The organism is Candidatus Formimonas warabiya, assembly GCF_002777255.1.
Taxonomy (GTDB): Bacteria; Bacillota; Dehalobacteriia; order Dehalobacteriales; family Dehalobacteriaceae; genus Formimonas; species Formimonas warabiya.
On sequence record NZ_CP017634.1, the window covers coordinates 4183357 to 4195934 of the forward strand.

Annotated in this window: 13 protein-coding genes; 7 read left to right on the forward strand and 6 right to left on the reverse strand. The window is 44.2% G+C overall.

Annotated elements, in window-relative coordinates; translation table 11 throughout:
* Window positions 1-9: 9 nt before the first annotated feature.
* Window positions 10-465: a CBS domain-containing protein gene (locus tag DCMF_RS19005; RefSeq protein WP_148135877.1), complete on the reverse strand. Its 456-nt coding sequence runs from the start codon at window positions 463-465 to the stop codon at window positions 10-12.
* A gap of 313 nt (window positions 466-778) precedes the next feature.
* Between DCMF_RS19005 and DCMF_RS19010 the strand changes: the two genes are divergently transcribed.
* From DCMF_RS19010 to DCMF_RS19035, 6 genes are all read left to right on the forward strand, one after another.
* The gene (locus tag DCMF_RS19010; protein ID WP_148135878.1) at window positions 779-1459 is read left to right on the forward strand and encodes a hypothetical protein; all 681 of its coding nucleotides are present in this window, start codon (window positions 779-781) and stop codon (window positions 1457-1459) included.
* Between the two features lie 126 nt (window positions 1460-1585).
* Complete coding sequence (locus DCMF_RS19015) at window positions 1586-2791, forward strand: sensor histidine kinase (protein WP_148135879.1); 1206 nt, start codon at window positions 1586-1588, stop codon at window positions 2789-2791.
* A complete protein-coding gene (locus DCMF_RS19020; RefSeq protein WP_148135880.1) occupies window positions 2788-3474 on the forward strand; it encodes a response regulator transcription factor in 687 nt (228 codons plus the stop codon). The genes DCMF_RS19015 and DCMF_RS19020 overlap by 4 nt, the downstream gene beginning before the upstream one ends.
* 43 nt (window positions 3475-3517) lie before the next feature.
* A complete protein-coding gene (locus DCMF_RS19025) occupies window positions 3518-3997 on the forward strand; it encodes a flavodoxin domain-containing protein (RefSeq protein WP_148135881.1) in 480 nt (159 codons plus the stop codon).
* Window positions 3998-4180: 183 nt separating this feature from the next.
* On the forward strand, window positions 4181-4525 hold the full coding sequence (locus DCMF_RS19030; RefSeq protein ID WP_148135882.1) for a PadR family transcriptional regulator: 345 nt from the start codon (window positions 4181-4183) through the stop codon (window positions 4523-4525).
* On the forward strand, window positions 4516-5808 hold the full coding sequence (locus DCMF_RS19035; RefSeq protein WP_148135883.1) for an FtsW/RodA/SpoVE family cell cycle protein: 1293 nt from the start codon (window positions 4516-4518) through the stop codon (window positions 5806-5808). Before DCMF_RS19030 ends, DCMF_RS19035 begins: the two co-directional genes overlap by 10 nt.
* A gap of 124 nt (window positions 5809-5932) precedes the next feature.
* Here the strand turns inward: DCMF_RS19035 and DCMF_RS19040 are convergent, their stop codons facing one another.
* From DCMF_RS19040 to DCMF_RS19060, 5 genes are all read right to left on the reverse strand, one after another.
* On the reverse strand, window positions 5933-6799 hold the full coding sequence (locus DCMF_RS19040; protein ID WP_148135884.1) for a hypothetical protein: 867 nt from the start codon (window positions 6797-6799) through the stop codon (window positions 5933-5935).
* Window positions 6800-6848: 49 nt separating this feature from the next.
* Complete coding sequence (locus tag DCMF_RS19045; RefSeq protein WP_148135885.1) at window positions 6849-8294, reverse strand: sensor histidine kinase; 1446 nt, start codon at window positions 8292-8294, stop codon at window positions 6849-6851.
* Window positions 8291-8947 carry a response regulator transcription factor gene (locus DCMF_RS19050; RefSeq protein ID WP_148135886.1) on the reverse strand — a complete coding sequence of 219 codons (657 nt, stop codon included), beginning with the start codon at window positions 8945-8947 and terminating at the stop codon, window positions 8291-8293. Before DCMF_RS19050 ends, DCMF_RS19045 begins: the two co-directional genes overlap by 4 nt.
* A 186-nt stretch (window positions 8948-9133) precedes the next feature.
* Window positions 9134-9589 carry a DUF441 domain-containing protein gene (locus DCMF_RS19055; RefSeq protein WP_148135887.1) on the reverse strand — a complete coding sequence of 152 codons (456 nt, stop codon included), beginning with the start codon at window positions 9587-9589 and terminating at the stop codon, window positions 9134-9136.
* Between the two features lie 340 nt (window positions 9590-9929).
* Window positions 9930-10805 carry a LysR family transcriptional regulator gene (locus DCMF_RS19060; RefSeq protein ID WP_214658732.1) on the reverse strand — a complete coding sequence of 292 codons (876 nt, stop codon included), beginning with the start codon at window positions 10803-10805 and terminating at the stop codon, window positions 9930-9932.
* Window positions 10806-11131: 326 nt separating this feature from the next.
* Here DCMF_RS19060 and DCMF_RS19065 point away from each other — a divergent pair, with 326 nt between their 5' ends.
* Window positions 11132-12418: an aminomethyltransferase family protein gene (locus DCMF_RS19065; RefSeq protein WP_148135889.1), complete on the forward strand. Its 1287-nt coding sequence runs from the start codon at window positions 11132-11134 to the stop codon at window positions 12416-12418.
* The last annotated feature ends 160 nt before the right edge of the window (window positions 12419-12578 follow it).

Here is a 12578-nt window from a genome sequence, read left to right on the forward strand (position 1 = left end):
GAAAATTCCCTATTCCTGGTTTTGCAGGAAGGTTTTTAGAATATCCGCCCGGCTGACAATCCCAATTAATTTTTTGTTTCTTAAAACAGGTACCCGGTTAATGTTTTTATGGACAAAAATGGTGGCAATATCCTGGACGTCCATGTCCTCTCCGATGGTGGCAACATCGGTGGTCATGATTTCTTCCGCTTTTGTGGCCGCCAGTTTTTTAAAGTCCTCTTTATACTGTTCCACACCGCTGAAATAAATAAACGCTCCTAAAACAGAAAGAACTTTGGGCAGCCTGGGGGCCGTTTCCTGATGAATCAGATCTCCTTCCGTGACAATACCCATTAATTGATGATCATCATCAACGACAGGCACGCCGGAAATATGGTGATCAATTAATATTCTGGCAATTTCTCCGATTGGGGTATCTTTTTTCACGGTAATCACTTCTTTGGACATAATATCCTTTGCCTTCATGATTATCCCCCTTTCCTTTCTGTAAAGCTTGTCTCCATCTTTCAGGAAACATGGTTGATGTCTCCAGTATAAATGACTTGGCAGAAACTGTCCAGCAAGAGGAGAAAAACAATTTTTATCAAATTCCGGCCATGCCCCGGAAAGAGCAAGATGGGGAAAAGATCATCGGGCAGTTTTCAGATATGCTGGAGTAAGAGACTTGTTTTAAATGATAGGATATTTAAGTTTGTTTATAAAAATTTTAAGATTGCTTTATGGCCGTTTTATTTTTCCCCGTTATAATGACCTCAAACAAAAAAAGGAGGTCATTTTTATGAACAAAATAAAAGTGATGTATGATGTGGTAAAAAAATTGAAGGAAAAGGAGGTTTTCAAGGGGACCCTGGCAGGAGAAATAAAAAAAGACCAGGTAAAGCTGTTCGGTCTGGCCAAAGAGTTTGAAAAGGATACGGCCCAAGGCCAGGTAAAAGCCAAGATCAGCACCGAATGGGACTTTGCGGGAAAGAAAGGACGGCATGAAAGCAGCACTGAATTTCATACCCCGGAATGTGCCGGCACCGGTATGCACCACCACCATTTTATGAGACACGGGCACCATTTTGATCATCATCCCGGCATCCATGGCTGCTGTGGCGTGAAGGGCAAATTAGATAAGATTGCCTTTGTGCTCAACCTGTTCAACAACATCAAAGTGGACGAGGAGAAAGACGGCAGAGCCGTATTGTCCCTTACCGTCACGGAACTTCCGGAAGATGTGAAAAATCATCTGAAAGCACATTTGGATCAAAAAATAAACAGGCCGGAAGAGGGGGAGAAAGGCTGCGTGCTCAAGGAGCTTGCCGCTTTGGAGGAGGCAAGCCTGGAGGTAAAAGTGATGATCAACCCCAACAGCGAGATAGAGAAAATAGTCCTGGCCGGGCAAGGGAAACAGAAGGATGCCCAAAATGGGGTCCATGACCTCAGCTTAGGAGCAGAAATAAACTTAGTTTGGTAATCAGAGCACAGATTCTAAGTAAAGGGCGTAAAGCGGGTGAAGTTTTACGCCCTTTCTCCCTTTTGAAAGCTTTAGAATGTGGTAGAATAGAATCAATAATTGATTTTTCAGGCAGCAGGTGAGAAGATGTTCGACAAGAAAAGACGGGTGCATCAACATTTCCATAAAATACACGAGCAATTCCATCGGAAGCATCCCCATTCCCCCGGAAAGTGGGGCAATAATCACTGGGGTGAAGAATACCAGAACCACTGCAAATACCATCATGATTTTGATTCCTTCCACAAGGGCCTGAAATGGCTGCGCCCGGCAGCTTTCATCTTTACCGTAATCCTTTTATATTTGCTCTTTAGATGGATCGGCACTACGGCTATTGCCGTTTTCTTTGCCCTTTTTATCGCTATCAAAGAAATCATTCATCTCGGGTTTCTCCAGCGCCTGGAGAAAAGGATCTTTCTGCCCATGGATGAACTGAAGAAAGCCGTGGATGAAATTGCCCGGGGAAACTACTATGTGCAGGTGGATTATCCTGTGACCAATGAATTCGGGGTGTTAATCCATTCTTTTAATGAAATGGCCCAAAAATTACAGGAAAGTGAAAAAGTGCAGCTTTCCTATGAAGAAAACAGGAAGGCCTTGATCGCCAATATTTCCCATGATCTAAAAACGCCCATTGCTTCCATCCAAGGATATATTGAAGGAATTTTGGACGGGGTGGTGGCATCCCCGGAAAAAACCAATAAGTACCTGAAGATTATTTATCATAATACTGTCTATATCAATAAACTGATTGATGACCTGTTCCTTTTTTCTAAATTGGATATGGAGAAACTGGATTTTCAATATGAGACGCTGCCGGTGAAAGGGTATATGAGTGATCTGATGGAGGAATTCCGGCTGGAACTGGAAGAAAAGCAGATTCAGTTCAGTTACCTGGACAAAATGGACCCGGACGGTTATGTCCGCATCGACAGGAAAAGAATCCATCAGGCGATCAGAAACATTATCGGTAACGGGGCAAAATTCGGCGGGGGCAACGAATTAACCATCACCGTAGAATTATGGCGGCAAGATGATGCGGTCTATGTCAGCGTAAAGGATAATGGGCCGGGGATTCCCCAGGATAAACTGGCTCATGTGTTTGAAAGATTTTACCGCATTGATACGGAACGGACCAAGGACATGATGAGTACGGGCTTAGGTCTGGCTATTGCGAAGGAATTAGTGGAGGCGCATCAGGGCAAAATTACCTTGTCAAGCACGGAAAATGAGGGTACTTGTTTTACGATTATGCTGCCAATTGTGAAAGAACAGGGAGAGGCTGGCCAATGAAACAGATCCTGATTATTGAAGATGATATTAATATTGCGGAACTGGAACGGGATTATCTGAACCTGAACGGTTATCAGGTGGAAATTGTCCAGGACGGGGCGGAGGGACTGAAAAAGGCCGTCTCCGGCATCTTTGACGTGATCCTGGTGGACCTGATGCTGCCCAACAAAGACGGCTATGAGATTATTAAACAGGTGCGGGAGCGGTGGGAAATTCCCATCATCGTCGTTTCGGCCCGGAATGAAGAAATTGACAAAATCAGAGGCCTGGGCTTCGGGGCGGACGATTATCTCACCAAACCTTTCAGTCCGGCGGAGCTGGCCGCCAGGATCAAGTCCCATATCAAAAGATATGAGCGCCTGATGGGCAAAAAAACGGTAAACGAAGTGATCAACCACAAAGGATTGGAAATTAATACCGCCTCCCGCAAAGTCTATGTAAACGGGAAGGAAGTCCTCATGACCACAAAAGAATATGAATTATTGCTGTTTCTGGCCTCCAACCCCAACATTGTTTTTAGCAAAGAGAGAATTTTTGATACCATCTGGGGTGAAGACTATTTTGGGGATACCGCCACCGTGGCGGTTCACATTCAAAAAGTAAGGAAAAAGATTGAAAAAGACCCCTCTGCTCCCGAATATATCGAAACTATCTGGGGGGCGGGATACAGGTTTAATGCCTGACAGCCGGTCAATTTGATACTTGGGAAAGGAATGAATTTAGCAGATGAAGAATGCGATTGTTTTTGCCTCCTCTCATGGCACCACAGAGAAAGCCGCCCGATTACTCGGGGAAAACCTGAAGGGAGAAGCGGTTTTAATCAACTTAAAAAAGACACCTAACCCGGATATTCAAGGGTATGACGGTGTGATCATCGGCAGCTCTATTCATGCCGGTGCCATCCAGTCAAAGGTAAAGCAGTTCCTGAAACAGAACCAGCCTGTTTTCGGCACGAAAAGGATCGGCCTGTTTCTTTGCTGCATGTTTGAGGACGAAAAAGCCCAAAAGCAATTCGAGACAGGTTTTCCCCGGGAATTGCGGGAAAGATCTTCCGCCAACGGGTTGTTCGGGGGAGAGTTTATTTTCTCAAAAATGAACCTGGTGGAACGGATCATCGTCAAGAAGGTAAGCGGGGTTACTGCGGATATATCTAAACTGGATGTCAATGCCATCAAAAATTTTGCGCATCAGTTCCAGGCAAGCTAAATTCTTTCTTCCCACCAGCCAAAAGCCACTCTTCCTACAATTTTTCACAAATGAAGACGATCAGACTAAGAAATCTGATTCCCTTGATTCAAAAAAAGAGTTGATTTTTAGAGGAATTTCTGTTATATCTATACATAGATAATCTATGCATAGATATAAAGCTTATTGGAAGGAGGGACTGATGTGAAAGTAAACAAGGAGCTTCTAAAAGGGAGCAGCGTAATCCTGGTTTTAAGCTTGCTGAACCGGGAGCCTATGTATGGCTATCAGATGATTAAAGAAATGGAGAAAAGATCCAGCGGGGTGTTTCAGTTCAAAGAGGGTACGCTTTATCCTATTTTACATGGTTTAGAAGCCGATGGGATGGTTGAATCCTATTGGTGGGGACAGGTGGGCAGCCGGCAAAGAAAATATTATCGCATTACCCATCAGGGAAATCATTATTTAAAAGAAAAAGAACAAGAGTGGGAAACATTTCGTTCTGCCGTCGATCAGGTTCTCACAAGGGAGGCTTACATATGGTCTTAATCCAGAACCCCAAGATACAAGCATATATTGGTGATATCTGCGCCCAGATTAAATTTCGCGAAGTTCATCAGGAAATACAGCTGGAAATTAACACCCACCTTCAGGAGAGTATGGAAGAATATATGGCGCAGGGCTTTTCCGAAGATGAGGCGGTAAACAAAGCAATTGTTCAAATGGGCAGTGCGGATACCGTAGGAAAAGAGCTTAATAAAGTTCACCAGCCGAAACCGGAGTGGAGCATCCTAAGTTTAAGTCTTTTTTTCGCAGGCTTGGGTTTAGCCGCCATGTATTTTATGGGCAAACAAGGTCTGCTTCTATCCACTCAGCCCCGGATATTTACCAAAACGTTGGTTTTCATCATCATGGGAGCAGTGATTGTACCTGGATTATATCTATTTGATTACCGGAAATTAGAGCCCTATTCAAAGTACCTCTATCTGGGCACCCTGGTATTGATGACCCTGACCACGCTGGTTGGGGTGCCATTTCAAGGCAAACCCTATTTAAATATCGGTCCCTTTTATTTGGATATTATCGGCATCAGTCCTTTCTTGTTCAGTATCGCTTTTGCCGGGCTATTCCATAAATGGCAGTGGAACGAACCCAAAAAATTGTTACAGGGTTTTCTGATATGTCTGGTGCCCCTGTTTTTGATCTTGACAGGCCGTTCCTTGTCCACCGCTGTCATTTATTCGATTATGTGCCTTACACTGATGGCAGTTTCAGGGGTAAAACATAGAATTTCCCTGCTGTTATTTGGTTTATTGGGAAGTATCACGCTGTGCTCCGTCATCAGTACTCCTTACCGCTTACAACGCCTGATTACCTTTTTAAACCCGTCGGCGGATCCTGCCGGTAGTGGCTGGCTCAATATCCAGCTGAGTCAATTAATGCACAGTTCCGGATTTTTTGGCCAAGGATTCACGCTCGGCCAGAAATTGATCCCTGACCTGCATACCGATTTTATTTTTTCTTATATTACCTTCACTTTTGGTTGGATTGCAGGGGGTATTTTGGTGGCCCTGGTTGTTTTGTTTATGATCCGGATCATCTTCATCGCTACAACCGTAAAAAATAGTTATGGCAGGCTCCTTACCAGCGGGTTAGCAGCCATTTTTGCCATCCAGTTTTTCTGGAACATATCTATGAACCTGGGATGGGCCCCGATCAGCGAAGTGGGGCTTCCCTTTATCAGTTTTGGCGGTTCCCGGTTAATCCTCAATGCAGCAGCCTTGGGAATTATTTCAAGTATTTACAGACGAAAAAACATTTCCCTAACTTGACCTTAGCATAATCCATACGCGACTTAGCAGTTATAAAGTTTCTGCACAGACCGAAAAGATCTATAAAATGGAGGGGACGTTTTGTCTGAAAAGCTCACATCAAACAAAACGTCCCTGTGCTGCCTTATCCTACTGATTTACCTGTTGCGGGATGATAGTCTAAACTGCCGTCGTACCCATTGGGAAAGAAAATATAGGCTGCTGCTTCCTTGTTTTCACCTGTTAAGCGCACTGCGTATGCGGAGCCGTCGGATAATTCACATACGACGATGACGCCGCCTGCCGGCGTTGCTAACACCACCTTGCTGCCGGTGATGGAAACATTCTCCGGCAAAAACTTGGCTATTTCTTGTAAAGCCTTATTTGTCCACGCGGGATTATCCAGATCTTTGTTGTTTTCTTCCCGATAATTAAGGTTATAAAAACTTGCATCCAGCATTCTACCGTTCACAGAGTCTATGGAGGCAATATACCTTTTGGTATTTTGATCTTCCTTGGGGGCGTGGAATATTACCGTCCAGGAATCGGAGTTTGGTACCGGGCTTCTGGAAAAGCTTGCTTCCGCAGTATAGCCTTGAAAATCAACGCCATAGGCCTTTTTCAGGATGCCCGCAGCATAAGCGGCCGCTTGCTCCGCTGAAAGATCCTTTTCCCCGGGAGTCATATTCGAAATAATTTCATGATATTTTTCTTCGATCTGCTCAGGGGTGATGCCGTCTATCATGCTTAACTTTTCTCTGATATATTCCTTTTGGTCAGACACAGTCTTAGATAGGTCAGTAACGGAGTACTCCGCAGTAATTCCGGTTTCGGCAGCGGGAATTTGATTATAGGCATTCGCATCAATTGTGATGCCCGCTGCATGTGCCGATGCGCTTTCCGGCACATTACGGTCAAGGGCAAAAGCCATTGCAGAGCTGCTTCCTGCTATTAATGCAGCTGCCGCGACAAATACCCATGCCTTGTTGACTACTGTTTTAAATTTCGTCATTTTTCGTGATCTCCCTTTTTCATCAATGTTTGGTAGCGCTACAAGTAAATCATACACCCTCATCGATCAGAGAGTTTTCACTGGGTTGTAAAAGAGTTGTAAAAGCAACCTGCACGGTGGTGCCTTTTCCGGGACAAGAGTTGATTCTTAGCTCAGCTCCGTGCAAATGCGCAATCTCACGGCAAAGGGACAATCCCAGTCCAACACCGCCTGAGCTCCGGGAGCGGGCTTTGTCCACCCGATAGAAGGGTTCGCACACCAAAGCAGCCTCTTCCTCTCCCATGCCGCAGCCCGCATCCTTCACTTCCAGTATGGGTACGGTATCAAAATAGGCGGACAGTTGAATGGAAGAATCATGAGAAGATGCTTTCACGGCATTATCTACCAGGTTCACCAGCAGGGACTGGAGAAGAATAGAATCTCCTGTTAGATCTTTCAATGGGCAATAAATATCCAATCTAATACGCTTTTCTTCCAATTTTGCCGCCAACACTGTTTGAACCTGATGAAACAATTCTCCTGGGATGAGGGGCTGCAAATCCGGCTTATTGTTTCTTACAAGGGCCAAATCCAGCAGTTTAAATGCCAGGTTCTGCATCCTGTCCGTTTCGCTGATAATATAATTCGCTGCTTTGATGCGATTTTGCTCATGGGTGTTAGCACTTTGCAGATATTCGGCATAACCTCGAATCGCGGTAAGCGGTGTGCGCAACTCGTGGGCCAAATTATCGATGAGCCTTTGTTTATCTTGGGCGTTTTTGTCAAGCTCGGTAATCTTATCCTGGATGCGGGACGCCATCTGATTAAAGTTTTCTGCCAGGTCATGGAATTCATCTTTCCCGGGGACACTGATTCGTTCATGATATACCCCGCCGGCTATTTTACGGGTAGCCTTTTGCATGGTTCGGATCGGATCGGTAAGCTTCCTTAATAGCATCAGTAAGATTATTGTCAGCACTATTTCCACCAACGCGGTGACCGTGATCAGATAGCGGGTGAGTTGAGAGTGAGTCTGATACAGTTCAGACAGGTCGCGGACGTAGGTAAGCGTATAGTCCTGATACTGCCCGCCTACCTTTCCCGCTATAGATAAGTAGTTTTTTCCGCTGCTTGACAGCACCTTTATGGTATAGGCATCCTTAGCCGGTTCTCCGTCATTCATATCGGATATGGCGGCAGAAGGGACATTTGTAAAAAGCAGCTTATTTGAGTGCCGGAGTTCCAGGAATACATTCTGTATTCTGTAGTAGTCCGCATAGGAACGCATAAAGCTTTCTATCGAAGTGGGTGTCAGCTCACCCTGTTCACGGTAGTAAATACTGTTCATCGTATCGTAAACGCCATTCATGATGAAGTGATATTCGCCTAACGCCCGGTCCGTATCCCGCTTCATATTAAGAGAGAAGCTGTATTTAGAAGTCAAATAGAGGCAGATATTGATGGATATAATGAAAACTACTAAAATGCCGATAAAGGCTTTTTGCCAAAACTTCACTGGTCCACCTCCAGGCGGTACCCCATTTTGTAAATAGTTTTGATTCTATTTTCCCAGTTTAATTTTTTGCGCAGTTTTTGAATATGCACATCTACGGTTCTTGTCTCTCCAAAGTAATCATATTCCCAGGCCAGTTTAAGCAGTTTTTCCCGGGACAGGGCGATATTTCTATTTTTAATGAGTATTTCCAGCAATTCATATTCGCGAAGGGTCAGTTCGATTTCGCTGCCTTTCACGGTGACTACTCTGCTTTCCAGATTTACCACGGTACTGTCCAGAGAAAAAATATGCAAGGACCGCTGGGTACGGCGCAGCACGGCTTCAATACGAGCCAGCAGCTCAATCGTTTCAAAGGGTTTGACGATATAATCGTCGGCGCCCAGTTTCAGCCCTTTCACCCTGTCGGACAGATTGCCCATGGCAGTGAGGAAAATGACGGGCGTGTTCTCAGAAACATGCTGCATCAGGGTGAACCCGTCCAGCCCCGGAAGCATAATATCCATTACAATCAGGGCATAAGTATGCTGCTTTAGGTATGCAAGGGCCTCATTGCCTTCATATGCCTGGGTACTGGTGTGGCCTACCAGCTCCAGATTCATCGCAATAAGGTCGTTTATGGATTTTTCATCCTCAACGATGAGAATGTGCGCCATAAAACCACCTCCGCTCCTATTTTAGCATAGATGGAAAACAAGCAATGTAATAGAGTTGTAAATTACATTTGGTGGATATTGGATAAGAACTATGTCAAGGGGACAGGTCCACTGACATAAGAGGATAAATTGGCATGAGAGGAAGACCATGTCAAGGGACCTGTCCCCCTGACATAATTGACATATTTAGCTATGGATTATCTTGGCAAATAAAGCCAGTATTCCCGCTGTAATCAGCGGTCCGACAGGCACTCCGCCCAAAAAGGCCGCGGCGCCGACTGCTCCGATGATCATGGCAGGCATAACATTGCCATGTCCCTGAACAGTTAGATAGTTCAAGCCTTGACCGCTTAAATATGTTGTGAAAAATGAAAGAGCTAAAGCAGTGATACCTGTCCAGGATGTGAATACGCTTTTTATATTTTCTGCGGAAATGCTGCCATTGGCAATCGGTATCATGATGGCAGCGAGAAGGAATATCAGTCCCCAGGTCATACCGCTTTTTTCTATAAACGGATACACATAGCTGTCCAAACCTATTAATTTCAGTAAAAGTAAAACACATGTAGCAATAGCCACCGAATTCGCCTTGCCCAATATAGCAACAGCAAGAATCCCCAATAAAATAACTGTAGAACTCAAGACCATTCATCTCCTGAAATTTATTTAAATTATATAAAATAAAATGAAGCGCTTTTATTTCAATTCCCTTTTCCGTTCCATTTTATTACCTTCCTCACTATTTTACCGGCTTGCCGCAAAAATTATTTTTCCAACGTCATGCCAATTTTCTCAGCAGTCCATGTTCTTATATTCCTTTAAGGACAAGGAAAGGAAAAAGGGGGCAAAGAGGTCAGGACAATAGCTCCCTTGCCGATTAAGTTCATGCGGAATGCGAATTGGCAGAAACACCATGTTTGTGGAAATTCAGCTTGGTGCCGGATGTATTTATCAGTGAGTTTGAAAAAGCTCAGCCGGAATATTAAGGAAAAAGGCTTAGAAAAAGCTGCGTCACGGTGTTTGTGTTGTTTGATCGATAAGCCAGACATCTGGCAATAGCAAAATTATCATTCTCGATTTCGAGCACCGCGCAATTTGTCAAATGTCTTTTCATGTTTGTAGTCAATATCGCTATTCCGGCTCCTGCCTGAGCGGTCAACAACATCATCTCATAATTGGGTACAAGGATGGGATTTGCAATGTGAACGCCATTTGTCCTGCATAAACCTCTGATATATTCGAAATATCCTCTATAGAAGTCGTCATCAACGCTGACAAAAATTTCGTTAGCTAAATCCGATATTTGAATGCTCTTTTGTTTGGAAAGAGCATGTTTCAAACTGACCATTACAATGAGGGGCTCGGTATATAGGTCAACAAATTTCAGCAAATCACTGTTTTTGAAATCGACATGCATGGTCGCGCAAACATCTATGTTCCCATCAAAAACTTCCTTGAGCAATTCATTGGGAGTTCCGGCGACAAAGTTCAGTATAACGTCTGGATATTTAAGCTTAAACATCTCAATTTTTTCTAAAAAAAATTCTTTTTGATAGTATAGGAGCCCTAAACCCAGTTTTCTCTTGTGTGCAACATCAATTTGTTTCACCGCTTTTATCGAGCTGTCATATTGGGCAACTATTTCTATGGCCTTGTCAAGGAAGGCTTTGCCGGCCTCTGTTAATTTGACAGTGCGCTTTGTGCGGAGAATCAGACTAGTGCCAACCTCTTCCTCAAGGCAGATCAGATGCCTGCTTAGCGTGGGCTGGCTCATATGAAGGATTTCGGCGGCTTTTGAAAAATTAAGCGTTTTTGACAAAACTACAAATTCACGAATGTAGTCTAAATCCATACCCATACTCATACTCCTTGAGAACTTTTTAACAGTGCTTTGGTGTAAAAAATATTGGTAAGTATAAAAAAGTGACTACAATACCTTCATTATACAGTTTTTCCCCTTGTTTTGGTAGATGCGCTTAATACAGTGTTTGAATAACAGTTATTTTTTAATTGAATTTCCGTTTTTTGAGTGCCTATGCTATCCTTGAACCAGGATCAGATCCGAAATGGCAGTTGAGAAAAGCTTTTCTAAATTTGTATCATTTCCTGCTTGGGAACCATTGTCTTTGTGTATTATCATGCTAAGCAAAAATCAAGTTATTTATTGATTGAAGGGAGACATTTATGAGTGACCAAGATATGAACAAATACCGCGTAACACCTCCCGGCTATTTTACGATACGGTGGGGTCAACCTGAATACACCGACTGGATGGATGAGAGTATGTCGTGGAAGGAGAACTGCTATATCGGGGATTGGTCCTTCCTTTGGGAGCGCTGGTTCAGAGGTCCCGATGTGGAGAAACTGTTCTCCGATTTTTCCACGACCAGCTTTAAAAGGTTTGAAATAGGCCAGTCCAAGCACTGCATTCATTGCAATGTAGACGGTAAGGTTATCCACGAGGGTATTTTGTCCCGTATGGGTGAGCATGATTATTTGCTTTTTGGCCGAGGATGTTTCTGGATGAATTACAACCTGGAAAAAGGCAACTACAATGTTACATCCGAACCTGACGATTGGTTCAATTTGCAGGTATCGGGTCCCAATGCCGTAGCCCTTCTCGAAAAGTCCTGCGGTGAAAGCTTGCGCAATGTCAAATACATGCACATGAAAAAGATCGGGATCCGTGGCAAATGGATGTACGCACTGCGGCAGGGTATGGCGGGAGAGCCTGGTTTTGAGCTGGTGGGCCCTAATGAGTGGAAGGAAGAGGTCATTCAAGCCATTCTGGAGGACGGAGAAGAATTCGGCATTCGCAGACTGGGTGGAAGAACGGTCTTTATTAACCATCTGGAAGCTTGTTTCCCCACGATTATTACCGACTACATCCCGGCGATGTTTAGCAGCGATTTAACCGATTATCTCACCGCTTTCAAAACATCAATGCCCGCCTCTATGACCACATTGAATCTCTACGGCAGTTTTGAAGGCAACGATATCAGCGATTACTATCGCAGCCCGATTGAGCTGGGGTGGAGCAAGGTTGTAAAATTTGACCATGATTTTCTAGGGCGGGAAGCCCTTGAAAAGGAAATGGCAAATCCCAAAAGAATCATTCGCACGCTGGTTTGGAACCCGGAGGATGTGGTAGATGTATATGCTTCCATGTTCCGAAAAGGCGACCACTATGATTATATTGAGTTGCCCAGATTCCAGAGAGGCGGCATGTATGTTGATAAGGTGGTGAAGAACGGAAAATTAGTCGGCACCACTTCATCCTATGGATATAGCTACTATTTCCGCGAGATGCTCTGTCTGGCTGTTCTTGATGTTGACCAGGCTGACATCGGCAATGAGGTCAAAATTGTATGGGGTGCTCCCGGACATCCGCAGAAGGAAATCAGGGCGACCGTGGCTCAGGCACCTTACAAAAAGGACGGATCGAAGGGTGATTTGCACCTCGTGAGATAGCTCACGTTAGATGCTGCCATCATTGCACATAGAAATATTGTGGATCAATGATTTTGGGCATAAGGCGATTATCATTCCGCCAGTTGCCCGGATATGAATTATCTTTTAGTCGCCTCGTTATACATAGAAAAAATGCATAGTGAGGCGACTTATTATTAAT

Bases quoted from the DNA above. Each gene is read 5' to 3' on its own strand.
- DCMF_RS19005 (WP_148135877.1), bottom strand. From the start codon at position 465: ATGAAGGCAAAGGATATTATGTCCAAAGAAGTGATTACCGTGAAAAAA.
- DCMF_RS19065 (WP_148135889.1), top strand. From the start codon at position 11,132: ATGAGTGACCAAGATATGAACAAATACCGCGTAACACCTCCCGGCTAT.
- DCMF_RS19060 (WP_214658732.1), bottom strand. From the start codon at position 10,805: ATGGGTATGGATTTAGACTACATTCGTGAATTTGTAGTTTTGTCAAAA.
- DCMF_RS19015 (WP_148135879.1), top strand. From the start codon at position 1,586: ATGTTCGACAAGAAAAGACGGGTGCATCAACATTTCCATAAAATACAC.
- DCMF_RS19035 (WP_148135883.1), top strand. From the start codon at position 4,516: ATGGTCTTAATCCAGAACCCCAAGATACAAGCATATATTGGTGATATC.
- DCMF_RS19020 (WP_148135880.1), top strand. From the start codon at position 2,788: ATGAAACAGATCCTGATTATTGAAGATGATATTAATATTGCGGAACTG.
- DCMF_RS19050 (WP_148135886.1), bottom strand. From the start codon at position 8,947: ATGGCGCACATTCTCATCGTTGAGGATGAAAAATCCATAAACGACCTT.
- DCMF_RS19010 (WP_148135878.1), top strand. From the start codon at position 779: ATGAACAAAATAAAAGTGATGTATGATGTGGTAAAAAAATTGAAGGAA.
- DCMF_RS19025 (WP_148135881.1), top strand. From the start codon at position 3,518: ATGAAGAATGCGATTGTTTTTGCCTCCTCTCATGGCACCACAGAGAAA.
- DCMF_RS19040 (WP_148135884.1), bottom strand. From the start codon at position 6,799: ATGACGAAATTTAAAACAGTAGTCAACAAGGCATGGGTATTTGTCGCG.